The sequence below is a fragment of the Sphingomonas sp. BLHR8 genome (assembly GCF_056821725.1).
Genome location: NZ_JBPDIM010000001.1, coordinates 361,499 through 384,229 on the forward strand (window position 1 = coordinate 361,499; position 22,731 = coordinate 384,229).

Annotated in this window: 21 protein-coding genes and 2 riboswitches; of the genes, 12 read left to right on the plus strand and 9 right to left on the minus strand. The window is 68.1% G+C overall.

Annotated features, from left to right (window positions below; all coding sequences use genetic code 11):
- Nucleotides 1-3 precede the first annotated feature (3 nt).
- The 8 genes from ftsA (at nt 4) to gcvPB (ending at nt 11,358) form a co-directional block, all read left to right on the plus strand.
- On the plus strand, nt 4-1,254 hold the full coding sequence (gene ftsA, locus ACRYJK_RS01845; RefSeq protein WP_482665883.1) for a cell division protein FtsA: 1,251 nt from the start codon (nt 4-6) through the stop codon (nt 1,252-1,254).
- Nucleotides 1,255-1,360: 106 nt separating this feature from the next.
- Nucleotides 1,361-3,163 (plus strand): cell division protein FtsZ, encoded by a 1,803-nt coding sequence (gene ftsZ / locus ACRYJK_RS01850; protein ID WP_482665884.1) that lies wholly within the window; start codon nt 1,361-1,363, stop codon nt 3,161-3,163.
- Nucleotides 3,164-3,241: 78 nt separating this feature from the next.
- The gene (locus ACRYJK_RS01855) at nt 3,242-5,290 is read left to right on the plus strand and encodes a tetratricopeptide repeat protein (protein ID WP_482665885.1); all 2,049 of its coding nucleotides are present in this window, start codon (nt 3,242-3,244) and stop codon (nt 5,288-5,290) included.
- 10 nt (nt 5,291-5,300) lie between these two features.
- Nucleotides 5,301-6,482 (plus strand): deoxyguanosinetriphosphate triphosphohydrolase, encoded by a 1,182-nt coding sequence (locus ACRYJK_RS01860; RefSeq protein ID WP_482665886.1) that lies wholly within the window; start codon nt 5,301-5,303, stop codon nt 6,480-6,482.
- Between the two features lie 71 nt (nt 6,483-6,553).
- Nucleotides 6,554-6,641: riboswitch (glycine riboswitch) on the plus strand.
- A riboswitch (glycine riboswitch) is annotated at nt 6,642-6,750 on the plus strand.
- 73 nt (nt 6,751-6,823) lie between these two features.
- Nucleotides 6,824-7,975 carry a glycine cleavage system aminomethyltransferase GcvT gene (gene gcvT, locus ACRYJK_RS01865; protein WP_482667377.1) on the plus strand — a complete coding sequence of 384 codons (1,152 nt, stop codon included), beginning with the start codon at nt 6,824-6,826 and terminating at the stop codon, nt 7,973-7,975.
- On the plus strand, nt 7,972-8,343 hold the full coding sequence (gene gcvH, locus ACRYJK_RS01870) for a glycine cleavage system protein GcvH (protein WP_482665887.1): 372 nt from the start codon (nt 7,972-7,974) through the stop codon (nt 8,341-8,343). The genes gcvT and gcvH overlap by 4 nt, the downstream gene beginning before the upstream one ends.
- Before the next feature lie 19 nt (nt 8,344-8,362).
- On the plus strand, nt 8,363-9,721 hold the full coding sequence (gcvPA, locus tag ACRYJK_RS01875; RefSeq protein WP_482665888.1) for an aminomethyl-transferring glycine dehydrogenase subunit GcvPA: 1,359 nt from the start codon (nt 8,363-8,365) through the stop codon (nt 9,719-9,721).
- Complete coding sequence (gene gcvPB / locus ACRYJK_RS01880) at nt 9,718-11,358, plus strand: aminomethyl-transferring glycine dehydrogenase subunit GcvPB (protein WP_482665889.1); 1,641 nt, start codon at nt 9,718-9,720, stop codon at nt 11,356-11,358. Before gcvPA ends, gcvPB begins: the two co-directional genes overlap by 4 nt.
- 10 nt (nt 11,359-11,368) lie before the next feature.
- Here gcvPB and ACRYJK_RS01885 read toward each other — a convergent pair whose 3' ends face one another.
- Nucleotides 11,369-11,827: a methyltransferase family protein gene (locus ACRYJK_RS01885; RefSeq protein WP_482665890.1), complete on the minus strand. Its 459-nt coding sequence runs from the start codon at nt 11,825-11,827 to the stop codon at nt 11,369-11,371.
- An 85-nt stretch (nt 11,828-11,912) separates the two neighbouring features.
- Between ACRYJK_RS01885 and ACRYJK_RS01890 the strand changes: the two genes are divergently transcribed.
- The gene (locus ACRYJK_RS01890; RefSeq protein WP_482665891.1) at nt 11,913-12,770 is read left to right on the plus strand and encodes a TonB family protein; all 858 of its coding nucleotides are present in this window, start codon (nt 11,913-11,915) and stop codon (nt 12,768-12,770) included.
- On the opposite strand, the gene ACRYJK_RS01895 is transcribed toward ACRYJK_RS01890, so the two are convergent.
- Nucleotides 12,767-13,681: a DMT family transporter gene (locus ACRYJK_RS01895; protein WP_482665892.1), complete on the minus strand. Its 915-nt coding sequence runs from the start codon at nt 13,679-13,681 to the stop codon at nt 12,767-12,769. The two genes, ACRYJK_RS01890 and ACRYJK_RS01895, sit on opposite strands and share 4 nt — an antisense overlap.
- Nucleotides 13,682-13,722: 41 nt before the next feature.
- Nucleotides 13,723-14,553 carry a class I SAM-dependent methyltransferase gene (locus ACRYJK_RS01900; protein WP_482665893.1) on the minus strand — a complete coding sequence of 277 codons (831 nt, stop codon included), beginning with the start codon at nt 14,551-14,553 and terminating at the stop codon, nt 13,723-13,725.
- A 161-nt stretch (nt 14,554-14,714) separates the two neighbouring features.
- On the opposite strand from ACRYJK_RS01900, the gene ACRYJK_RS01905 reads away from it, so the two are divergent.
- From ACRYJK_RS01905 to ACRYJK_RS01915, 3 genes are read left to right on the plus strand one after another with little or no spacing between them, the layout of a single operon-like run.
- Entirely contained in the window at nt 14,715-14,909 is a 195-nt protein-coding gene (locus ACRYJK_RS01905) for a hypothetical protein (protein WP_482665894.1), read from the plus strand.
- A 2-nt stretch (nt 14,910-14,911) separates the two neighbouring features.
- Complete coding sequence (locus tag ACRYJK_RS01910; protein WP_482665895.1) at nt 14,912-15,586, plus strand: M15 family metallopeptidase; 675 nt, start codon at nt 14,912-14,914, stop codon at nt 15,584-15,586.
- Nucleotides 15,586-16,077: a group III truncated hemoglobin gene (locus ACRYJK_RS01915; protein WP_482665896.1), complete on the plus strand. Its 492-nt coding sequence runs from the start codon at nt 15,586-15,588 to the stop codon at nt 16,075-16,077. The genes ACRYJK_RS01910 and ACRYJK_RS01915 overlap by 1 nt, the downstream gene beginning before the upstream one ends.
- Here ACRYJK_RS01915 and ACRYJK_RS01920 read toward each other — a convergent pair.
- The 6 genes from ACRYJK_RS01920 to ACRYJK_RS01945 all read right to left on the minus strand — a co-directional run bounded on the left by ACRYJK_RS01920 (nt 16,074) and on the right by ACRYJK_RS01945 (nt 22,662).
- Nucleotides 16,074-17,591 (minus strand): TadA family conjugal transfer-associated ATPase, encoded by a 1,518-nt coding sequence (locus tag ACRYJK_RS01920; protein WP_482665897.1) that lies wholly within the window; start codon nt 17,589-17,591, stop codon nt 16,074-16,076. The genes ACRYJK_RS01915 and ACRYJK_RS01920 overlap by 4 nt on opposite strands.
- Nucleotides 17,592-17,790: 199 nt before the next feature.
- Nucleotides 17,791-18,042 (minus strand): ATP synthase F1 subunit epsilon, encoded by a 252-nt coding sequence (locus ACRYJK_RS01925; RefSeq protein WP_482665898.1) that lies wholly within the window; start codon nt 18,040-18,042, stop codon nt 17,791-17,793.
- 49 nt (nt 18,043-18,091) lie between these two features.
- Nucleotides 18,092-19,576 (minus strand): F0F1 ATP synthase subunit beta, encoded by a 1,485-nt coding sequence (gene atpD / locus ACRYJK_RS01930; protein WP_482665899.1) that lies wholly within the window; start codon nt 19,574-19,576, stop codon nt 18,092-18,094.
- 32 nt (nt 19,577-19,608) lie between these two features.
- On the minus strand, nt 19,609-20,493 hold the full coding sequence (locus tag ACRYJK_RS01935; RefSeq protein ID WP_482665900.1) for a F0F1 ATP synthase subunit gamma: 885 nt from the start codon (nt 20,491-20,493) through the stop codon (nt 19,609-19,611).
- A gap of 76 nt (nt 20,494-20,569) precedes the next feature.
- Nucleotides 20,570-22,099 carry a F0F1 ATP synthase subunit alpha gene (atpA, locus tag ACRYJK_RS01940; protein WP_482665901.1) on the minus strand — a complete coding sequence of 510 codons (1,530 nt, stop codon included), beginning with the start codon at nt 22,097-22,099 and terminating at the stop codon, nt 20,570-20,572.
- 8 nt (nt 22,100-22,107) lie between these two features.
- Nucleotides 22,108-22,662 (minus strand): F0F1 ATP synthase subunit delta, encoded by a 555-nt coding sequence (locus tag ACRYJK_RS01945; RefSeq protein ID WP_482665902.1) that lies wholly within the window; start codon nt 22,660-22,662, stop codon nt 22,108-22,110.
- Nucleotides 22,663-22,731: the final 69 nt, after the last annotated feature.

Sequence of the window (22,731 nt, forward strand, 5' to 3'; positions counted from 1 at the left end):
GCGATGGCCGCCCCGCGCATCGAAACACTCTACACCGCGATCGACGTCGGATCGTCGAAGGTCGCAGTGGTGATCGCGGGCGCCACCGCCGACGGTTCGCTGCACGCGCTCGGCACGGGGGTGCGTGAGACGATCGGCATGCGGCTCGGCAATGTCGTCGACCTGCAAGCAGTCGACCGCTGCGTGCGCGAGGCGCTGGAACAGGCGGAACGCGTCGCCGGGGTCGAAGTGCAACAGGCTTGGATCGGCTTCGGCGGCCCGTCGGTGACCAGCCGCAGCCTGCTCAACGAGATGGGGCACGGCCGCGGACAGATCGAAGCGGACGACGTCGAGGAACTGCACGAGCGCGCGCGCGAAGCGCTGCCGCGCGAGGAGCGGGCGATCCTGCACGCGCAGCCGGTCTATTATGTACTGGACGGCAATGCGGGGGTGCGGGAGCCTGTCGGGCTGATGGCCGACCGGTTCGGCGTCGAGATTCACCTTGTCGAAGCCGATCGCGGGCCGGTCGCCAACCTCATCTCCGCCGTGCGCGCGGCGCATGTCGACGTTCGCGACGTCGTATCGACGACGATGGCGGCGGGCATCGCCTGCCTCACCGACGAACAGCGTGAGCTTGGCACGGCGCTGATCGACGTGGGGGCGGCGCTCACCCGCGTGGGCGTCTTCGCGGGTGGCATGCTGGTGGGGATCGTGACGCTCCCGACCGGCGGCGGCGACATCACCGACGCCATCGCCAACCAGTTCGGCACACGCCGCAGCGTGGCCGAACGGGTGAAGTGCTTTTACGGCTCGGCCTTGTCGTCGCCGCGCGATCATCAGGACAGCATCGCCATCGGCGAAGCGCCGGGCGATGCAAGCGAGGCGAAAATTACGCGCGCCGAACTCAATGCCGTCATTCGCGCGCGGCTCGACCGCGTCGCGCCCGAAATCGGGCGTGCGCTCCGCCAGCTCGGCTTCGACGATCCGAGTGAGCGGCAAATCCTCCTGTGCGGCGGCGGCGCGGAGCTCAAGGGGTTGAGCGAGTATCTGCAAGGCGCGCTCGGCGGGACGGTGCGGCTGGCCAAGCCGCGTTCGCTGACAGGCATGCCGGTGGCGCACGACAGTCTCGTCTTTGCCACCGCGGTCGGCACGATATTCTACGCTGCCCAGCCGCCCGCCGACATCCGTCCGACCGCCGGGGAGCGATCGCGCGGCGTCGCTCCGGATGCCCGATGGTGGCAACGCCTGATCGCGATGTGGCAGCGTGAGAAATGAGATTTTGTGGCGCGAGCACGAAAAAGGATTCAAACAGGGTCGAGAATGTGCGAACGCCACTGGTTAACGAGGAACATGCGGCAACAGTCGCGCGGGGAGTAAGCATATGGCCATCAACATCGGTCTGCCGCACCTGGAAGGTTTGAAACCCCGCATCGCGGTGATCGGCGTCGGCGGCGCGGGCGGCAACGCCATCGCCAACATGATCGCGGCCGAAGTGCAGGGCGTCGACTTCCTCGTCGCCAACACCGACGCTCAGGCGCTGTCGGCAAGCGAGGCGGCCAACCGCATCCAGCTCGGCGCGCAGATCACGCAAGGTCTGGGCGCAGGCGCGCAGCCCGAGGTCGGCCGCGCCGCTGCCGAAGAAGCGATCGCCGAAATCGAGCAGGCGCTCGAGGGGATGCACATGGTGTTCCTCGCGGCGGGCATGGGCGGGGGCACCGGCACCGGCGCCGCCCCGGTCATCGCCAAGATCGCGCGCGATCGCGGCATCCTCACCGTCGGCGTCGTAACCAAACCGTTCAGCTTCGAGGGCAATCGGCGGATGCGTTCGGCCGATGCCGGCATCGAGGAACTCGAGCGGCACGTCGACACGCTGATCGTCATCCCGAACCAGAATCTGTTCATGATCGCCGAGGCGAAGACGACCTTCATCGAGGCGTTTCGCATGGCGGACGAGGTGCTGCAGCAGGGTGTGCGCGGGATCACCGACCTGATGGTCATGCCCGGCCTCGTCAATCTGGACTTCGCCGACGTGAAGTCGGTCATGCGCGACGCGGGCAAGGCGATGATGGGCACCGGCGAGGCCGAAGGTGACGGCCGCGCGCTTGCCGCCGCGCAGCAGGCGATCGCCAACCCGCTGCTCGACGGCGTCAGCATGGCTGGCGCAAAGGGCGTGATCATCTCGATTTCGGGCGGCGAAGACCTCGGCCTGTTCGAACTGCAGGAGGCCGGCGACCATATCCGCGACCTCGTCGACCCGGACGCGAACATCATCTGGGGGTCGGCCTTCAACCCGCAGCTCAACGGCAAAATCCGCGTGAGCGTGGTCGCGACCGGGCTCGAGACCCCGGATGAAGCGAACGTCGAGCGGCCGGCGCTGTTCGGCCAGCGCGCCGCAGCTCCGCAGCGCTCGGCGCCGGGTGCCGGCGTCGGTCTGGCTCCGAGTCCGGTGCTTGGCACGGGAGCACCTTCGTTGGGCGCTGGCGCGCCATCGCTCGGTGCCGGTGCGCCGTCGCTGGGTGCGAGCATGTCGGGGGGTGCGGCCGCATCGCCTGACCGCGCGGAGGCTGCTCCGGCAGATACAGCTCGGGCCGAGGATGACGGATCGGAGGCCTCGCCGACGCTGACGCCACCGACGCGTGCGACCGCTGAGCCTCAGCGCCCGGCGGTGGCGGATGCTGACCGGACGCCCACGCTGCGTCCTGCTCGCGAGCAGACGGGGGCTTCAGCGCCCGCTCCGGGCTGGTCGCTCCCGGTCGGAGAGCCGCAGGCGGATGCGATGGGCCGTCCGTCGGCGCCGTCCCCGGCTGCCAGCGCATCGAACGCTGCGGTGCCGCCGCAGCCAGCGCCGACGCCGACTCCGACGCCGACGCCACCGCCCGCGCCTGTTGCCCGCTACAGCGATTTTGGCGACGAGGGCGATGACGAACTGCTTTTGGACGACAGCGCCCACGCACCGACGGCGGCGGACATGGGGCTGACCCGTGCGGCTCCCAAGTCGCCCGCGCCAACCGCGAAGTCTGCGGCTGCGGAGCCGGCCAAGCCCGCCGGGGCGACTTTGTTCGAGCGAATGAAGCACCTCTCGCGCCTGGAATCGAACAAGTCGGGCAGTGGCTCGGACGATGATGACGATCCGGACGGCTTCCCGGCGATGCCGAAGTTCCTCGGGCGGCAAAGCAATCAGTAGGCTGCGATACGTTGAAAGGGCTAATTTGCGCGCCGGGGTGGACGTGACCACCCCAGCGCGCTTTGCTAGAGGGCGGGTATGAGCCCGCTTGTTTCGCGCGTCCGCCGCGCCCGTCCCGCCGCGATGATGGCGCTCCGCATCGCCGCGCTGCTCTCGGTTTCCGTCGCGCCCGTGGTGGCGTCTGCTCAGGTGGTGGCGAGCGACGGCGGCCTCTCCGCCGAGCAGCTCGCGCGGGCGAATGCACAGTCCCAGCTTGGTTCGGCGTTGCAGAGGGTGGCGGCGAACGGCAGCGACGGCTTCGCTCTGGCGCAGGCAGGGCGCGCGGCGTTGCAATTGGGCGATGCGCGGGCGGCGCTGGGCTTCCTCGGGCGTGCCGAACAACTTCTGCCGCGCGACCCCGGAATCAAGGCTGCGCTCGGAGCGGCGATGGTCCAGCTTGAGGATCCGACCGCGGCGTTACGCTACTTCGATACCGCGGCGCAGCTCGGGGGGATCGAGCGAATCTATCTTGCCGACCGCGGGCTGGCTTATGATCTGCTTGGCGATCAAGCGCGGGCGCAGGCCGATTATGCGGTCGCCATGCAAAGCGCGCCAAGTGCCGAACTGACCCGCCGTTATGCCCTGTCGCTCGGGATTTCGGGTCAGTCCGACCAGGCGATCCTGATGCTCGCGCCGCTGCTCCGGGCACAGGACCGTGCGGCGTGGCGTTCGCGGGCGATGATCCTCGCGATGAACGGCCGCCCGGACGAGGCGCGGCAGATTGCTCGGACGACGATGCCGAGCGAACTTGCGCAGGGGCTAGATCCTTATTTCGCGCTGATGGATCGGCTGACCGCTCCGCAGCTTGCAGCAGCTTCGCATTTCGGGCGTTTTCCGAACTACGACGTGTTGCGCGCGCAGCCGTCGCGGGCGGAGGCGGTCCGGCTGGCGAGCGCGGCAGCCGCTCAAGCCGCAGCGCCGCAGCCCGCCGCGGCGCGCAGCAGCCGGGAAAGGGCGCGCAACCGCCGCGAACGGTCGCGTCCGGGCGAAAACTCGCCACTGGCGAACAGCCGCATCGCCCGGAACGATCGCAGTAATGGCACCCGCGAGATCGTGGCCGTCCGCGCCGCATCACCCGCGCCCGCGCCCGCTCCTTCGCCCGCGCCCGCTCCCGTTACGGCGCCTGCTCCGGTCCGGGTGGCAAGCGCGGCGATCCCGGCACCGTCGCCGACTCCCGGCGTAACGTACGCCGCCCCGGCGCCTGCGCCGGCGGCCATCCCCGTCGTGTCTCGCAACGCGCTGCCGGGCGGTGTGGCGACGCCCATACCGACCACGTCGCCGGGTCGACTGCTCGAGCCACCGTCCACGGCGCCATCGCCGGCGGTGCGCGCAACACCGGTGCCGCCGTCGCAACCGTCGCTGTCCCCGCCAGTCGCCGGGAGTCCGTCCGCGACCTTCGCACCGACACCGACGCCGACCCCGCAACCTCAGGCCGCTGCGCAGCCTGTCGTCGCGCCGCCCGCGCTCGTGCCGGCTCCGCAGGTGCAGCCGGCCACCCCGTCCGCCAGCACCACCGTCATCGCTGGCTGGAACCTCGGCTCGGTCGTCAACTCACTGACCGTTCCTTCGGAGGAGCACGCGCGGGGACAGCAGGGTTTGACCGCGACGGAACTCCAGTCGATCGCCGACGAACGACGCCGCCAGCAGGCCAACGAGGCGGCCGAACGCCGCCGACGCCAGCAGGCCGAAGCGGCGGCGACGCGGGCGCGCGCTGCCGAAGCGGCGCGCGCGCGGGTGGCGGAAGCCGCCGCCGCACGCGAACGGGCGGAGGAGGAAGCCAAAGCTCGCGAAGAAGCCGAGCGGCGTCGCCGCCACCCGGCACGTACCTGGGTTCAGATCGCGACGGGCAGCGATGCGGCGCGGCTTGCAAGCGACTGTGCGCGTCTGCGCCGCAGCCACAGCGCCGCGTGGGACGATCAAAGCTGCGCGACGGCGGAATGGGGCCGCACGCGCCGTCTGGTGGTCGGCCCGTTCCGCAACGTCGCTGCGGCGCGCACCTGGGAGCGCGCCTACAAGGCGGCGGGCGGCAACGCCTTCGTCTGGACCAGCGAGGTGGGCGAGGAGGTGACGCCGGTCGGACGGCGTTGATCTGCCGGCGATGATCAGCGATCGCCCGCTGGCGCGCCTCGCCAGCGATCCGACCAAGAGTCGCGGGCGCCTCTATCCGGAACGGTCGGAGACCCGCGGCCCGCGCGACGCGTTTCAACGCGACCGCGATCGCATCATCCATTCGATCGCGTTCCGCCGCCTACGCCACAAGACGCAGGTGTTCATCGCGCCCGACGGCGATCACTATCGCGTCCGTCTGACGCACAGCCTTGAAGTCGCGCAGATCGGACGGACCATGGCGCGCGCGCTGGGGCTGAACGAGGATCTCACCGAGGCGCTGTGCCTCGCCCACGACATCGGCCATCCGCCGTTCGGCCACGCAGGGGAGGACGCGCTGGAGGCGTGCCTCGCCCCGTTCGGCGGTTTCGACCACAATGCCCACACGCTGCGGGTCCTGACGCAGCTCGAAAGCCCCTATCCGCGTTTCGATGGGCTCAACCTGACGTGGGAGACGCTGGAGGGGCTCGCCAAGCACAACGGCCCGATCACCGCGCCGACATGGGCGATGCGCGAGGTCGATGCGGCATTTCGGCTCGACCTCTCCACCCATGCGTCGGCGGAGGCGCAGGTGGCGGCGATCGCCGACGACATCGCCTACGACAATCACGACATCGACGATGGTATCCGCGCGGGGCTGCTCGACCTCGAAACGCTGCTCGACCAGCCGATGATCGCGCGCGGCTATGCCGAGGTGGGCGCGGACTATCCCGACGTGCCCCGCTCGCGCCGCCTGCGCGAACTGATCCGTCGGCAGATCGGCGCGATGGTAAGCGATCTCCTCGCAGCGAGTGTCGAACGCGCTGCCACGCTGGGGGTCGACAGCGTCGATGACGTGCGCGCTGCGAAGGAGGCGGTGATCGGCTTTTCGGGAACGATGGCCCGCCAGGAGCGCGACCTCAAACGCTTCATGTATCGCACGCTTTATCATCACCCGAGCCAGATCGCCGCTGCCGATGCGGCGCGAGAGGTCGTGGCTCGCCTGTTCGAGACGTACGCCAACGACAGCTCCGCGATGGGCGGCGCGTGGTGTGAACATTGCCCGGAGGACGACACCGCGCGAGCGCGGCACGTCGCCGACTATATCGCCGGCATGACCGATCGATTTGCGGTGCAGGCGCTGGCCGCCTTGCACGGGCGGGCGGCCGTGCCGGACGCGCTCGCCTACGTCTGACGAGTTGACAGCGGCGGGCGCGCGAAGCAGGGCAGAGGCGTTCGCCGGCCTCCGCCCACAGTGGGGAATCGGCGCACGCCGCGGGAGAAGGCGGGGCAACCCGTCGCCGAAGGAGCAACCGCCCCGGAATCTCTCAGGTCACCGGACCGCGGCGTTGCGAGTGGACGCTCTGGAAAGCGGACGGCGGCTTGCGAACCGTCGTCCCACCGAAGGGGTAAGGGCGCATCGCGCCTCAAAGCTCTCAGGTGCCGAGGACAGAGGGGGCAGGGCGATCGAACGGGCCAGTGCGCTCGCGCGAGCCTTGCGACCGGAGCCGAGGGAGAGCCAGCGTGACCGACCTGATGCAGGAAGAACCCGAATTCGTCGAGCACGGCCCGGAGGCGCTGCCGCTCGACGGCTGGCATCGTGCGCAAGGCGCGCGAATGGTCGAGTTCGCGGGCTATGAAATGCCCATTCAGTATGACGGCATCATGGCCGAACATCAGTGGACCCGCGAACATGCCGGGCTGTTCGATGTCAGCCACATGGGTCAGCTGATCGTGGAGGGTGACGGCGCTGCCGCCGCGCTCGAAACGCTGCTGCCGGGCGACATTGCCGGACTGAAGCCGCGGCGCATCCGCTATTCGCTGCTGCTCGACGAGGATGGCGGCATCCTCGACGACCTGATGGTCACCAATGTGAGCGCCGCGGATGGGGCGGCGCGTTACTATGTCGTCGTCAACGGCGCGACCAAATGGGACGACATCGCCCACCTGCGCGAACATCTCTCCGACGACATCACGCTGACGCATCTCGACGATCAGGCGCTGCTGGCGCTGCAGGGGCCGGAAGCGGCCGCGGCGCTCGACACGATCTTCCCCGGCCTGTCGGACGAACTGGTGTTCATGCAGGGCACGTCGCGCGAATGGTGCGGCGTGGACATCGGCGTCGGCCGGTCGGGCTACACTGGCGAAGACGGGTTCGAGCTGTCGGTGCCGGCGAGCCACGTCGAACGGCTGGCCGACGCGCTGGTGGCGTTGCCGCAGGTCAAGCCGATCGGCCTCGGCGCGCGCGATTCGCTGCGGCTCGAAGCAGGACTGCCGCTCTACGGCCACGATCTATCACCGGAGACGACGCCGGTTGCGGCGGACCTCGGCTTCGCGCTGTCCAAGCGCCGCCGCGAGGAGGGGGGCTTTCCGGGCGCGACCCGCATTCTTGCCGAACATGCGAGCGGTGCCGCGGAGAAGCGCGTTGGGTTGATCGTGGAAGGCCGCCAGCCGGTGCGCGAAGGCGCGATCGTGCGCGGCGACGACGGGGCGGAGATCGGCCGCGTCACCTCCGGCGGGTTCGCTCCGACGCTCGGCGCACCGATCGCGATGGCCTACGTCCCCGCCGCGCTGGCCGCGCCGGGAACCGTCGTAACGCTGGAGCAGCGGGGCAAGCCGCACCGCGCCACGGTCACGGCTATGCCGTTCGTTCCGCACAAATATGTCCGCCAGGGAGGCAGCAAATGACCCGCTATTACACCCAGGAACATGAATGGCTCGACGTGGAGGGCGACACCGCCACCGTCGGCATTACCGACTATGCGCAGAGTCAGCTCGGCGACGTGGTGTTCGTCGAAGTGCCCAGCGCCGGCACGCAGGTGAGCAAGGGCGGCGACGCGGCGGTGGTCGAATCGGTGAAAGCCGCGTCCGACGTCTACGCCCCCGCCTCGGGCGAAGTGACTGAAGGCAACGCCGCGCTCGAAGGCGAGCCCAGCCTCGTCAACAGCGCCGCCGAGAGCGACGGATGGTTCTTCCGCATGCGCCTCAGCGACACGAGCGAGCTCGACGGCCTGATGGACGACGCCGCCTACCGCGACTTCTGCGCAAACCTCTGACGAAAGACTGGGCCTGACGATGCGTTACCTGCCGCTGTCCGACACCGACCGCGCCGCGATGTTGGATGCGGTGGGGGCGTCGCAGATCGACGATCTGTTTGTCGACATTCCGGCCGACCTTCGCCTTTCCGGCCCGATCGAGGGGCTGCCGCACCACGCCTCGGAGCTGTCGGTCGAGCGGCAGATGAAGGCGATGGTGGCCAAGAATATGGTTGCCGGGGACGTGCCCTTCTTCCTCGGTGCGGGGGCGTATCGGCACCATGTGCCGGCGAGCGTCGATCATCTGATCCAGCGCGGCGAATTCCTCACCGCCTACACCCCCTACCAGCCCGAAATCGCGCAGGGCACGTTGCAGGTGCTGTTCGAATTTCAGAGCCAGGTCGCGGCGCTGTTCGGCTGCGATGTCGCCAACGCGTCGATGTACGACGGCTCGACCGCGACGTGGGAAGCGGTGGTGATGGCGCGCCGCGTCACGAAGCGCAGCAAGGCGATCTTCGCCGACGGTGTGCACCCGCACTATGTCGCGGTGGCGCAGACGATGGCGCGCTATACCGAGGATAGCGTCGAGACCTCCGCGCCCAAGCTCGAGGCGGACCCCGACCTCGCCAGCCTCGCCGCGCGGATCGACGATCAGACTAGCTGCGTCGTCGTGCAATATCCCGACATCCTCGGCCGCGTCGCGGACCTCCGCCCACTCGCCGAAGCAGCGCATGCCAAGGGCGCGCTGCTGGTCGCGGTGGTGACCGAGCCGGTCGCGCTGGGGCTGATCGAGGCGCCGGGCGCGATGGGCGCGGATATCGTCGTCGGCGAAGGGCAGAGCCTGGGCGTCGGGCTCCAGTTCGGCGGGCCTTACGTGGGCCTGTTCGCCTGCTCCGAAAAGCTGGTGCGGCAGATGCCGGGGCGGCTGTGCGGGGAGACGGTCGACGCCGACGGCACCCGCGGGTTCGTGCTGACGCTCTCCACCCGCGAGCAGCACATCCGCCGCGAGAAGGCGACGTCGAACATCTGCACCAACAGCGGGCTGTGCGCGCTGGCCTTCTCGATCCACATGACGCTGCTCGGCGACGCGGGCCTGACGCGGCTGGCGGAAATCAACCACGCCCGCGCGGTCGTGGTGGCGGAGCGATTGGCGAAGCTGCCGGGCGTGACCCTGGTCAACGATCATTTTTTTAACGAATTCACGCTTGACTTGGGGCGCGAGGCGCGGCCGCTGGTGCGCGCGTTGGCGGACAAGGGCGTGCTCGGCGGGGTGTCGCTCGGGCGGCTCTATCCGGGTGAGGCGGCGCTGGAGAACGGGCTGCTGGTGGCGGTGACCGAGACGGTGACCGACGCGGATATCGACGAGCTCGAAGGCGCGCTCAAGGAGGTGCTGGCATGAATATGAACCCCTCCGGCTGGCGCCCCGAGATGGGCGAAGGCGGCGGCACCGACGCCAGCGGCCGCCCTGCGACGCACAGCGGCAACCGCGCGCTGATGCTGGAAGAGCCGCTGATCTTCGAGATCGGCTCGGCCGAGCGCACGGGGGTCGATTTCACCGACTTCGCCGACGCCGACACGCCCGCATCGCGGCTCCCCACGGCGCTGCGGCGCACCAAGCCGACCGGCCTCCCCGGGCTCAGCGAGCCCGAAACGGTGCGCCACTACACCCGCCTCAGCCGGCAGAATTACGGTATCGACCTCGGCCTTTTCCCGCTCGGGTCGTGCACCATGAAGCACAACCCGCGCCTCAACGAGCGCATGGCGCGGCTGCCGGGCTTTGCCGACATCCACCCGCTGCAACCGCAATCGACGGTGCAGGGCGCGCTGGAGGTGATCAACGAACTCGCGCACTGGCTGATTACACTGACCGGCATGCACGGCGTCGCGATGACGCCCAAGGCTGGTGCGCATGGCGAGCTGTGCGGCATCCTGTGCATCAAGGCGGCGCTTGAGGATCGGGGCGATACGCAGCGCAACGTCATCCTCGTGCCGTCGAGCGCGCATGGCACCAACCCCGCCACCGCCGCCTTCGCGGGCTTCAAGGTGGAGGACATCCCCGCCACCGCCGATGGCCGCGTCGATGTGGCGGCGCTCACCGCGCGGCTCGGCCCGGATGTCGCGGGGGTGATGATCACCAACCCCAACACCTGCGGCCTGTTCGAGCGCGAGTTCAAGACAATGGCGGACGCGGTCCACGCCGCGGGCGGCTACGTCTACTGCGACGGCGCCAACTTCAACGCGATCCTCGGGAAAGTGCGCCCCGGCGACCTCGGCGTCGATGCGATGCACATCAACCTCCACAAGACCTTCTCCACCCCGCACGGCGGCGGCGGGCCCGGTTCAGGGCCGGTGGTGCTGTCCGAGGCGCTGAGCCGCTACGCCCCGCTCCCCTACACCGCACGGACCAAGGACGGCGTGGTTCACCTGGTCGAGGAAGAGGACGCCGGCGTGTTCGCGCGCGAGCATTTCGGGGAGCCGCACAAGAGCTTCGGCCGCATGTGCGCCTTCCACGGGCAGATGGGCATGTTCACTCGTGCGCTGACCTACATCCTCAGCCACGGCGCCGACGGGTTGAAGCAGGTCGCCGAAGATGCGGTGCTTAACGCCAACTACGTGCTGCGCGGCATGGAGGATTTGCTCGAGGCGCCGTTCGGCAAATCGGGCCCGTGCATGCACGAAGCGCTGTTCAGCGATAAGGGCCTCGCCCAGGGCTTCTCGACGCTCGACATCGCCAAGGGGCTGATCGACGAGGGTTACCACCCGATGACAGTGTATTTCCCGCTGGTGGTGCATGGCGCGATGCTGGTCGAACCGACCGAGACCGAGAGCAAGGGCGATCTCGACAAGTTCATCGCCGCCTTCCGTTCGGTCGTCGCTCGGGCAAAGAACGGCGAGGAAGCGCTGAAATCCGCGCCGCATCACGCGCCGCGCCGCCGCCTCGACGAAACGCTGGCCGCGCGCAAGCCCAAGCTCGGCTGGCGGGAGGAGGTGGCAGCTGCCGGCGAACCGGCGCTGAGCGAGCAGGGCGGGCGCTAGGCCTCTGAGGTCAAAGCCAGCGTCGCACGCGGCGGCGGTACGCTTCGTACCGTTCGCCGAGCGTACGGGAGAGATAATGCTCCTCGGCGCGGATCACCGTGCGGTCGATGATCGCCGCGGCAACGATTGCGCCGATCGCCACCGGCAACGAACCGAACCACGCGGCCACGGCAAGGCAGAGGAGCAGCATGCCGAGATACATCGGGTTGCGCGTGACCCGGTAGGGACCCTCCTCGACGACGGTGGCGGTCCCGGTCCACGGCTCCGGATTCTCCCCCACCCGGCGAAACCCAAGCAGCGCCGCGCCGACCAGCCATATGCCCGCGAGCGCCAGCGGAATTGCCGCGTAGTGCCATAAGCCAAGATCGTCTCGCGCAAGGCCGAAGAGGCGATGTGCGAGGAAGCCCAGCAGTACAAAGCCCAGGAACGCCAACGGCGGAGGAAAGCGGACTTGCGGATGGTCGGCCATGGCGGCAACCTACATCGCGGGCGCATCGGCCGCTAGGCCGGTAAACGGGACCCGGTCGGGCTGAGCGGTGAGGGGGAGGACTGATATGGCCGGTGTGCGTTTCGGTGACCGGGCGGCCGTGCCTGGCTTGATCCTGCTTGCTTTGACGAGCGTTCCGGCAGGCGCGCAGCAAGTCACGGAGCTGCGGCCCGTCCCCGGCTCTGCTTGGCAGGTCAATGTTGAGGACAATGGCTGCACACTGTCGCGCAGCTTCGGCACCGAGGAGCAGCAGGTCGAGCTGATCCTGCACAGCGCCGGTGGGTTGGGGCAATTCGAGATTGCCCTCGGCGGCCGCGGGGTGACGGACCTTGCGCGTTCCGGGACGGCAATGCTGCGGGTCGACGGCCAGGACGCACCGTCAGTGGTCGGTCTGGTGACCCTGCCGCCAAGTCAGGTATTTCGATATGGAGCGGTGCGCATGGCGGGCGACCATCCCGGCTGGAAGACGCTTCGGTCCGCTGGTGTGCCGGTGGAGATTGTCACGCCTCAGCAGAGCTACCGCTTCGTGGGCGCCAGCTTTCTCGGCGCCATGCGCGCGGCCTACAGTTGCCTGGACACGATTTGGCGCAACGATGGACTTGACCCCGCCGTGGTGCGGTCCGCAGCGACGCTCGCAACGCCCGAGGGCGATCCCGCGAGATGGGCCACAGTTGATGACTATCCCGTAATGGCTCTACGCGAGGAAGCGCAGGGCCGGACCGTTTCCCGCCTGCGGGTTGAAGCCGACGGCCGAGTCACGGCCTGCCATGTCGCTATATCCTCCCGCAACACAGTGCTCGACGCGCGATCGTGTCGACTTTTGCAGGATCGGGCGCGGTTCCAGCCGGCGCGCGACGCGAACGGGGCGCCTGTTGCAACAGTAGTGGTGCGATCAATCAACTGGATGTTGCCGGGGCGGCTTTAGACGGGTGCCGCGGGCCGTCGTCGGTTCCGCACTCCCTCCCGCCACAGGATGATCAGACCGCTCGTGACGATGATCGGCGCCCCGATCAGCGTCGTCGTGGCGGGGAGGGTGGCGAAGGCTAGCCAGCCGAGCAGGCTCGCCCAGATCAGCGAGCTGTAATCCATCGGCAGCACCACGCCGACCGGCGCCAGACGCAGCGCGGCGGTGAGCAGGATCTGCGCGACGCCGCCCGCCAAGCCCGTCGCCAGCAGCAACCCGAACGTCGCTGGATCGTGCGCGCGTCCGAACCACAGCATCAGTGGCGCAAGCGGGACAAGCGACAGCAGGGTGAACCAGAACACGGTTCGCGTTGCCGGTTCCGTTGCGCCCAACTGGCGGACGAGGATGGTGACGGCGGCGGTCATCGCCGCGCCCGCCAGCGCAACCGCCACACCCGCGCCGTGCCCGGACAGTGCCGCCCCGCTCGGATCGACGACGATCAGCGTGCCTGCAAGGCCGAGCGCGATCGCACTCCACCGCCAGATGCCGACGCGCTCGCGCAGAAACAGCGCCGCGGCGACCGTGGCGAACAGCGGCACCGTGAAGCCGATCGCCGTTGCCTCCGCCAGCGGCAGCAGCGCCATGCCGGCAAAGTTCAGGCTCATCGCGATCAGTCCCACGACCATGCGCGAGGCGTGCAGGCGCATGCGATCGGTGCGCAGGCTGGCGAGGCCCGGACCGATCGCGGCCCAACCCAGGATGAGGGGCAGCGCGAGCAACTGTCGGTAAAATACCGCCTCGACCGCGTGCACGCCGCGCATCGCACTGAGCTTTACCAGCGTAAACATGCACGACAGCGCGGCCGCCGCCCCGAGCCGCATGACGATCGCCAGGATCGGGCGCGGCTCGACGGCTGTCGGCGCCGAAGGCACGGATGGTGCCGGCGTCCGGGATGCAGCGCCTGGGGGTGGAGTCACTCGGGCTTGATGAACAGCAGCGTCATGCGGTCGCTTTCGCCGATCGCGCGCCAGCGTGCCGGTTCGGCATCATCGGCGGCGCCGCGCAGCACGGGCGGCAGCGTCCAGACCCCGCGCGGGTGGTTGGCGGTATCGCGCGGGTTGGCATTGATCTCGCTCTCGCCGACCAGGCGGAAACCGGCGGCCTCGGCCAGGCGAACCACGGTCGAGCGCTTTACATAACCGCTCGTTTCTTCCTCGGCGGTTGGTCGGCTTTCCGGCAGGCGATGTTCGACGACGCCGAGGCGGCCGCCGGGCTTCAGCATCGCAAAAGCCTGCGCGAAGGCGTCCGCAGCGGGCCCCTCACCACGCATGCGGAAATTGTGGACGTTGCGGAACGTCAGCACGACGTCCGCGCTGCCGGGGGCAACAGCCGGATTCGCACTTGAACCCGCGCGAGGGAACTCCGCGTAACCGACATGCGCGGGATTGCCGAGCGCCTCGGCCGCGCGCCGGGCGCCGTTCAGGCCGGCGCCCCAAGCGCCTGCGGCGGTATAGCGACCACCATTGGCCGTGAGCGGGATGAGAATCTCGCTATACCAGCCGCCGCCCGGCACCAGTTCGACGACATGGTCGATCGGACGAACGCCGAAGAAGCTGAGCGTTTCAACCGGATGCCGCCAAACATCGCGTTCGCGGTTGGCCGCGGTGCGAGTCGGCGCGGCCACCGCCTGCGCGATCGCGCTGCGCTGTTGCGCCGTAAGGCGCGGCGCCCGATCCGGCACGCTCCCGATTGGCGCGCAGGCCATTAGGGTGAGGGTGGTGGTGGCGAGGATCAGCGCGCGCATCGGGAGCTCCGGTTGAGGGGGGGGCGGATCGACCTTGTGGGCGGGGGCGGTGGGCGATGCAACCCGGGTGCGCAAGTGTTCCTGCCGCTCATCCGGCCGCAGGCGAGCAACGGTGGATGTTGGGCATGGCGCGGGCGAGGCGAACGGATTAGATTGCGACGATGATCGCTCTAACCCCTGCCTGGGCCAGCGCAGCCGGCGGCACGGTGCTCGCAATCGCGTCGATGGTCATGGAACGGCGGCGCTTGCGGCGCGTGCGACTCGACCGGGTCGGCTTCATGCCGTGGAGCGGGCTGACGCTGCTCGGCATCGGCATCGCGCTCTATGGCGCGGCGATCGCCATCAAGGGAGGGTGACGATGCAGCTCGACCGGCGGTCCTTTCTCCTGTCGAGCCTGGCGCTGGCCGGCTGCGCGGCGGTGCCGCGCCTGCCGACCGCCGCCGTCGCCATGCCGGTCGATCCGGCGGCCACCGCGCGGTCCGACCTCGTCTTTCTTTCCTCCGAAGTGCCCGGCCTGCGCTTCGACGTGCGCTATGCGACGAGCAGCAATTTCATGGGTCGGCTGCTCTACCCGCCGGGGGCGAGGCTGATGGCGCAGCGCCCGGTGGCGGCGGCGCTGGCGAGGGCGCAGGCGGCGGCGGAGCGAGATGGCTACGGCCTGCTCGTGTTCGACGCCTATCGCCCGTGGCGCGTCACAAAGATGATGTGGGACGAAACGCCCCCCGGCCGGCGTGAATTCGTCGCCAATCCCGCGACGGGCTCGCGCCACAATCGCGGCTGCGCCATCGACGCGACGCTGCATCGCGGCGGAGTTGAGGTGGCGATGCCGAGCCCCTATGACGACTTCACCCCCGCGGCCTATCGCAATTACTCGGGCGGCACCGAACAGCAACGAGCGGAGCGCGCGCGGCTCGAACACTACATGACCGACGCAGGCTTTGTCGGGCTTGAGAACGAGTGGTGGCATTTCGACTGGGCCGGATGGCGGCAGTATCCGATCCTGGACGCGCCGTTGAGCGGGGTGGTGGTGTAATGGAAGAGGCAGCAGCCCGGCCCGCAGACGCACACGAACATGCCGCCGCCATGCGCGCGCGCAAACGTGCGCAGGCAGAAGCGGCGGGTGTCGATGCAGCCTATATCTCGACACTGGTCGAGAGCTTTTACGGCCGCATTCGCGACGATGCACTGCTGGGGCCGATTTTCGCTGAGCGGATCCACGACTGGCCTGTCCACCTGGAGCAGATGAAACGCTTCTGGCGCTCGATCCTGCACAACAGCGGCGAGTTCACCGGCAGCCCGATGCAGAAGCATATCGCGATTCCGTCGCTGGAAGCGTCGCATTTCGCGCACTGGCTTGAGCTGTTCTACGCGACGCTGCGCGACATCGAACCCGATCCGCGGGCGACAGAATTGGTCGCGGCGCGGGCGAGGGCGATTGCCGACAGCCTGCTGACCGGCATCGCCATCCAGCGCGACGGGTTGGCCGGGGCGCGGGCCGGGGAAAGCCTGCCCAAGGTCGCCTAGAGGCACGCCTCCAGGAAGGGCTGGTCGAACCCGAACATCCGCGCCTTTTCGAGCGTGTAGGGACGCATCCCCAGTGCGCGATATTCGCCGATGATGCGGCCGTCCTTGTCCTCGTCGAGATATTCGAATTTGAACAGTTCCTGCGTGACGATGACGTCGCCTTCCATGCCGATCACTTCGGTCACGGACGTCACGCGGCGCGAACCGTCACGCAGACGCTTGATCTGAACGATCAGGTCGACCGAGTCCGCGATCTGGCGGCTGATCGCCTCCTTCGGGATCTTGATGTCGCCCATCAGGATCATGTTCTCCATACGCCCCAGACACTCGCGCGGACTGTTGGCGTGGAGGGTACACATCGACCCGTCGTGACCGGTGTTCATCGCCGCGAGCAGGTCGAAACACTCCTGCCCACGGATTTCGCCGAGGATGATGCGGTCGGGACGCATACGCAGCGCGTTCTTGACGAGGTCGCCGATGGTGATCGCGCCCTGACCTTCGAGGTTCGGCGGGCGCGTTTCGAGCGGCAGCCAATGCGGCTGCTGCAGCCGAAGCTCCGCCGCGTCCTCGATGGTGATGACGCGCTCGCCCGGGTCGATCATCTTGGACAGGGCGTTGAGCATCGTCGTCTTGCCCGAGCCCGTACCGCCCGAAATGACGATGTTCATGCGGCACGCGCCCGCGATCTTGAGTGCGGTGCACATCTTGTTCGACATCGCGTTCCAATCGCGTAGCATGTCGAGCGTGATCGGTTTCGCGGAAAACTTACGGATCGAGATGGCGGTGCCGCGCAAGCTTAACGGCGGCACGATGACGTTGACGCGGCTCCCGTCCTTGAGCCGCGCGTCGGCCAGCGGCGTGGTCTGATCGACGCGCCGGCCGACTTGGTTCACGATGCGCTGCGCGATCTGGAACAGATGCTCCTCATCGCGGAACACCACGCCAGAGAGGGTCAGCTTCCCCTTCTTTTCGATATAGGTCTGATCGGGGCCATTGATCATGATGTCGCTGACATCGGCGTCGTTGAGCAGCTCTTCGAGCGGGCCGAAGCCGAGCAGCTCGTCGACCAGAACCTTTTCGAGCGCGAACTGCTCGCGCCGGTTGAGCGTGATCTTGAGCTCTGCCAGCACCTCGAGGATGATCGGCCGAAATTCCTCGGTCAGCTCGTCCTTGCTGAGCGTCGCCGCGGCTTCCGGGTCAACGCGTTCGAGCAGGCGCGGCAGCACCTGTTCCTTGATCTTGTGAACGCTTTGCTCGAACCCCTGCGGCGACGCGACGTCGCTGTGGTCGGACGCCATGCGATGGTTGAGCCGAGCCATCGCGTCTTCGGCGTTCAGCGGGCGACCAGCATTCTCCGGGGGGCTGGCGGCGGTTGCCGCGGCCACCGCAGCCGGATCGATCGGCGGGAACTGCTTGCCGCCCTCCTCGCGCACCGCGCCACCCTGCATCGGTCGCGCCACACCAAAGGCGGGGCGCGCTCCGGCCAACCCGGGCTTGCGTCCGAATGCGCTCATCGATCGGCCTGTCCCTGACTGCTCAGCCGCAAAGTTGCGACGGCTTTCGCCGCGCTGCATGCCGTCAGGGTGGTTAATATAAGCATAAACGGCGCCGCGCGGACCTCGCGCGACGCCGTTCAATAATGTGCAGAGCTGTCCTGTTGCGAAGCTGGAAGTGACGCGGCGAGCGTGCACAGCGTGTCGCAAACTTCAGGCGTTAGCCGACCTTTTCCGCAAGGATGGTCAGCCCGCGTTCGTTGACCTCGGCAAAACCGCCTTCGATGGCGAGCGTCTCGATCTCCCCGCCAGGCGCGCGCTGGATGCCGATCGCGCCGGGCTTGATCGTCGACATGAAGGGGGCGTGCCCCTCGAGCACGCCAAAGTCGCCTTCACTGCCGGGAACGGTGACCATATGCACCTCCTCCGAACGGACGAGGGCGGTGGGGGTGACGAGTTCGAAATGCAGCATGGGATCGGGTTCCTGCCCCCCTCCCGCATGGGGAGGGGGAGGGGAGGAATCAGGCCTCGGCGGCCAGCTTCTCGGCCTTGGCGACCGCTTCGTCGATGCCGCCGACCATGTAGAAGGCACTTTCGGGGAGGTGGTCATATTCGCCGTCGACGACCGCCTTGAACGAACGGACGGTGTCCTCGATCGCGACGAACTTGCCGGGGATGTTGGTGAACACCTCGGCGACGTGGAACGGCTGGCTGAGGAAGCGCTGGATCTTGCGCGCGCGGGCGACCGTCAGCTTATCCTCTTCCGACAGCTCGTCCATGCCGAGGATGGCGATGATGTCCTGCAGCGACTTGTACTTCTGCAGCGTTTCCTGAACCCGGCGGGCGGTTTCGTAGTGCTCCTGCCCGACGACACTGGCCGACAGCACGCGGCTGGTCGAATCGAGCGGGTCGACCGCCGGGTAGATGCCGAGCTCGGAGATCGCGCGGCTAAGCACGGTCGTCGCATCCAAGTGCGCGAAGGAGGTCGCCGGCGCCGGGTCGGTCAAGTCGTCCGCGGGGACGTAGATCGCCTGCACCGAGGTGATCGAACCCTTGTTGGTCGAGGTGATGCGCTCCTGGAGGGCGCCCATGTCGGTCGACAGCGTCGGCTGGTAACCCACCGCGCTCGGGATACGGCCGAGCAGCGCGGACACTTCCGAACCCGCCTGGGTGAAGCGGAAGATGTTGTCGACGAAGAACAGCACGTCCTGCCCTTCCTGATCGCGGAAATATTCCGCGATGGTGAGGCCCGACAGCGCCACGCGCGCACGCGCGCCCGGCGGCTCGTTCATCTGGCCGAACACCAGCGCCACTTTGGAGCCGTCGGGGGTCGGCTTGCCGTCGGCGTCCTTGGCGATGACGCCCGCGTCAAGGAACTCGTGGTAGAGGTCGTTGCCCTCGCGGGTGCGCTCACCCACGCCCGCGAACACCGACGTGCCGCCGTGGCCCTTGGCGATGTTGTTGATCAGCTCTTGGATGAGCACGGTCTTGCCGACGCCCGCGCCGCCGAACAGGCCGATCTTGCCGCCCTTGGCGTAGGGGGCGAGCAGGTCGATCACCTTGATGCCGGTGACGAGAATCTCAGTCTCGGTCGACTGGTCGACGAACAGCGGCGCTTCGGCATGGATCGGCGCGGTGGCGGTCGCGTTGACCGGGCCCATCTCGTCGATCGGTTCCCCGACGACGTTGAGGATGCGCCCCAGCGTCTGCGGGCCCACCGGCACGCGGATCTGGCTGCCGGTGTCGGTCACCTCCTGTCCGCGGGTGAGGCCGTCGGTCGCGTCCATCGCGATGGTGCGCACGGTGTTCTCACCCAGGTGCTGCGCCACTTCCAGCACGAGGCGCTGACCGTTGTTGCTGGTCTCGAGCGCCGACAGGATCGCGGGCACATTCTGATCGAACGCCACGTCGACGACGGCGCCGATGACCTGACTGATGCGACCGACGTTGTTGGTCGTCGTCGCGCCAGTGACCGGGGTGGGGGCGGTGGGAGCTGCGGTGGCCATGATGTCCTGCCTTTGCGTAAAGTCGGTCGAGGTCAGAGCGCTTCGGCGCCCGAGATGATCTCGATGAGTTCCTTGGTGATCGCGGCCTGGCGGCTGCGGTTGTACTGGATGGTGAGGCGGTTGATGAGGTCGCCTGCGTTGCGCGTCGCATTGTCCATCGCGGTCATCGACGCGCCCTGTTCGGACGCGGCGTTCTCCAGCAGACCCTTGAAGATCTGGATGGTGACGTTGCGCGGCAGCAGGTCGGCGAGGATCGCTTCCTCGTCAGGCTCATATTCGACCACCGCCCCGCCGCTGGTCGGCTCGGCCGCGCCCGTCGCGGGGAGGGCGACGGGGATGATCTGCTGCGCCGTCGCTTCCTGCACCAGCGCGGAACGGAACTTGGAGAAGAACAGGTGCGCGACGTCGAACTCGCCGGCCTCGTAAAGGTCGAGCACTTCGCGCGCGATCTCCTGCGCCTGGTCGAAGCCCACCTCGCGCACGCCCGCAGTGTCGTAGGTCGCGCGGGTGGTGTCGGCGAACAGGCGGTTGATAACCGGGCGGCCCTTCTTGCCCACCAGCAGGAAGCGCACGGTCTTGCCCGCCGCGCGCAGCTCATGCGCCTTGTCTCGCGCCGCCTTGACGATGTTCGAGTTGAACGCGCCCGCAAGGCCGCGGTCGCTGTTCAGAACGACCAGCAGGTGCACCTGATCGCGCCCGTTGCCGCCGAGCAGCATCGGCGCCGATGCGCTGCCGCCGACCCGCGCGGCAAGGCTCGCGACGACCGCTTCCAGGCGCTCGGCATAGGGGCGCCCGCCCTCCGCCGCGGCCTGGGCCCGGCGCAGCTTGGCCGACGCGACCATCTTCTTGGCCTTGGTGATCTTCTGGGTCGATTTGACCGAGGAGATGCGGCCTTTGAGTTCCTTGAGGGTGGCCATTCAACTCTCTTGCGTCATGCCGAACATGTTCAGCATCCATGGACCCCGGATCAAATCCGGGGTGACGGAACTCCGGTTATGCGAACTGCTTGCCGAACGACTCGAGCGCGTCCTTAAGCTTGCCCTTGGTGTCGTCCGACAGGTCGCGGGTGTCGCGGATGTCGGCGAGGATGCCGGCGTGCTCGCGGCGGAGGTACGCGAGCATCGCCTCCTCGTAACGCGACACGTCGGTGGTCGCGACATTGTCGAGGTAGCCGTTGGTGCCCGCCCAGATCGACGCGGTCTGCTCTTCGAACGGCATCGGCTGGAACTGCGGCTGCTTCAGCAGCTGCGTCAGGCGGGCACCGCGGTTGAGCAGGCGCTGCGTTGCCGGGTCAAGGTCGGAGCCGAACTGCGCGAAGGCCTCCATCTCACGATACTGGGCGAGCTCAAGCTTGATCGAGCCCGAAACCTTTTTCATCGCCTTGGTCTGCGCAGCGGAGCCGACGCGGCTCACCGACAGGCCGACGTTGATCGCCGGACGGATGCCCTGGTAGAACAGGTTCGTTTCGAGGAAGATCTGCCCGTCGGTGATCGAAATCACGTTGGTCGGGATGTACGCCGAAACGTCGCCCGCCTGCGTTTCGATGATCGGCAGGGCGGTCAGCGAACCATTGCCGTTGGCGTCGTTCATCTTCGCCGCGCGCTCGAGCAGACGGCTGTGCAGGTAGAACACGTCGCCGGGGTAGGCTTCGCGGCCCGGCGGACGACGCAGCAGCAGCGACATCTGGCGATAGGCGACCGCCTGCTTGGAAAGATCGTCATAGACGATGACGGCGTGCATGCCGTTGTCGCGGAAATATTCGCCCATCGCGCAGCCGGTGTAGGGCGCGAGGAACTGAAGCGGTGCCGGCTCCGACGCGGTCGCGGCCACGACGATGGAGTATTCCATCGCGCCATTTTCCTCGAGCGCGCGGACGATCTGCGCAACGGTCGACCGCTTCTGCCCGACCGCAACGTAGATGCAGTAGAGCTTCTTCGATTCATCGTCTCCGGCGTTGGCGGTCTTCTGGTTGATGAAGGTGTCGAGCGCGACCGCGGTCTTGCCGGTCTGGCGGTCGCCGATGATCAGCTCGCGCTGGCCGCGGCCGACGGGCACCAGTGCGTCGAGCGCCTTGAGACCGGTCTGCACCGGCTCGTGCACCGACTTGCGCGGAATGATGCCCGGCGCCTTCACTTCGACGCGTTCGCGCGTCACGTTCTCGATCGGGCCCTTGCCGTCGATCGGGTTGCCGAGCGCGTCGACCACGCGGCCGAGTAGGCCCTTGCCGACCGGCACGTCGACGATGGTTTCGGTGCGGCGGACCGTGTCGCCCTCGCGGATTTCGGCGTCGGAGCCGAAGATCACGATACCGACGTTGTCGGCCTCGAGGTTGAGTGCCATGCCCTTCACGCCATTGGCGAATTCGACCATCTCGCCCGCCTGAACCTGGTCGAGGCCATGGACGCGCGCGATGCCGTCGCCGACCGAGAGCACCTGGCCGATTTCGCTGACCTGGGCCTCATCGCCGAAGGACGCGATCTGGTCCTTGATGACGCGGGAAATTTCTGCGGCGCGGATATCCATCGGGGTACTTAGCCTTTCATCGCAGCGGCGAGGGCGTTGAGACGGGTGCGGATCGAACTGTCGAACAGCTTCGAACCGACCTTAACGATAAGCCCGCCGAGCAGATCGGGGTCGACGCGGCGGTCGATGTGGACCGCACGGCCGAGACGGGCGCGAAGCTGCTGGCCGATGGCATCGGCCTGCGCGTCGGTGAGGGGGTGGGCGGAGACGACTTCCGCGTGCGATTCGCCGCGGTGCGCGGCGGCCATGCTGCTGAACGCGCGGGCGATGTCTGGGAGCGCCGCAAGGCGGCGGTTCTGCGCCAGCACGCCGAGGAACTTGGTGGTCAACAGGTCGAGTCCGAGCTCGCTCGCGACTTTCGCCAGCGCGTCGCCCGCTGCGCCGCGGTTGACGCGCGGGCTGACGATTAGCGCGCGCAGCTCCGCCGATTCGCCGATCGCGGCGGTCAGGCGCTGAAGGCTCTGTTCGACCGCGGGGAGCGCCTTGTCGGCCTCCGCGAGCTCGAACAGCGCCGACGCATAGCGTCCGCCTAAGCTCGCCTGAATACCGCTGGAACTCTCCACGGACGCACGACCCTTCGCTGGGGGATGGCTTACAAACCCGCGGGGGCGCAGCGAGTGCGCCGGGCGATG

Excerpts from the sequence above, each read along its gene's own strand:
- ACRYJK_RS01890 (WP_482665891.1), top strand. The coding sequence starts at position 11,913 with ATGGCCGGTGTGCGTTTCGGTGACCGGGCGGCCGTGCCTGGCTTGATC.
- atpA (WP_482665901.1), bottom strand. The coding sequence starts at position 22,099 with ATGGATATCCGCGCCGCAGAAATTTCCCGCGTCATCAAGGACCAGATC.
- gcvPB (WP_482665889.1), top strand. The coding sequence starts at position 9,718 with ATGAATATGAACCCCTCCGGCTGGCGCCCCGAGATGGGCGAAGGCGGC.
- atpD (WP_482665899.1), bottom strand. The coding sequence starts at position 19,576 with ATGGCCACCGCAGCTCCCACCGCCCCCACCCCGGTCACTGGCGCGACG.
- ACRYJK_RS01915 (WP_482665896.1), top strand. The coding sequence starts at position 15,586 with ATGGAAGAGGCAGCAGCCCGGCCCGCAGACGCACACGAACATGCCGCC.
- ACRYJK_RS01855 (WP_482665885.1), top strand. The coding sequence starts at position 3,242 with ATGAGCCCGCTTGTTTCGCGCGTCCGCCGCGCCCGTCCCGCCGCGATG.
- gcvH (WP_482665887.1), top strand. The coding sequence starts at position 7,972 with ATGACCCGCTATTACACCCAGGAACATGAATGGCTCGACGTGGAGGGC.
- ACRYJK_RS01860 (WP_482665886.1), top strand. The coding sequence starts at position 5,301 with ATGATCAGCGATCGCCCGCTGGCGCGCCTCGCCAGCGATCCGACCAAG.
- ACRYJK_RS01910 (WP_482665895.1), top strand. The coding sequence starts at position 14,912 with ATGCAGCTCGACCGGCGGTCCTTTCTCCTGTCGAGCCTGGCGCTGGCC.
- ACRYJK_RS01935 (WP_482665900.1), bottom strand. The coding sequence starts at position 20,493 with ATGGCCACCCTCAAGGAACTCAAAGGCCGCATCTCCTCGGTCAAATCG.
- ACRYJK_RS01925 (WP_482665898.1), bottom strand. The coding sequence starts at position 18,042 with ATGCTGCATTTCGAACTCGTCACCCCCACCGCCCTCGTCCGTTCGGAG.
- ftsZ (WP_482665884.1), top strand. The coding sequence starts at position 1,361 with ATGGCCATCAACATCGGTCTGCCGCACCTGGAAGGTTTGAAACCCCGC.
- ACRYJK_RS01905 (WP_482665894.1), top strand. The coding sequence starts at position 14,715 with ATGATCGCTCTAACCCCTGCCTGGGCCAGCGCAGCCGGCGGCACGGTG.
- gcvPA (WP_482665888.1), top strand. The coding sequence starts at position 8,363 with ATGCGTTACCTGCCGCTGTCCGACACCGACCGCGCCGCGATGTTGGAT.
- ACRYJK_RS01885 (WP_482665890.1), bottom strand. The coding sequence starts at position 11,827 with ATGGCCGACCATCCGCAAGTCCGCTTTCCTCCGCCGTTGGCGTTCCTG.
- gcvT (WP_482667377.1), top strand. The coding sequence starts at position 6,824 with ATGCAGGAAGAACCCGAATTCGTCGAGCACGGCCCGGAGGCGCTGCCG.
- ftsA (WP_482665883.1), top strand. The coding sequence starts at position 4 with ATGGCCGCCCCGCGCATCGAAACACTCTACACCGCGATCGACGTCGGA.
- ACRYJK_RS01920 (WP_482665897.1), bottom strand. The coding sequence starts at position 17,591 with ATGAGCGCATTCGGACGCAAGCCCGGGTTGGCCGGAGCGCGCCCCGCC.
- ACRYJK_RS01900 (WP_482665893.1), bottom strand. The coding sequence starts at position 14,553 with ATGCGCGCGCTGATCCTCGCCACCACCACCCTCACCCTAATGGCCTGC.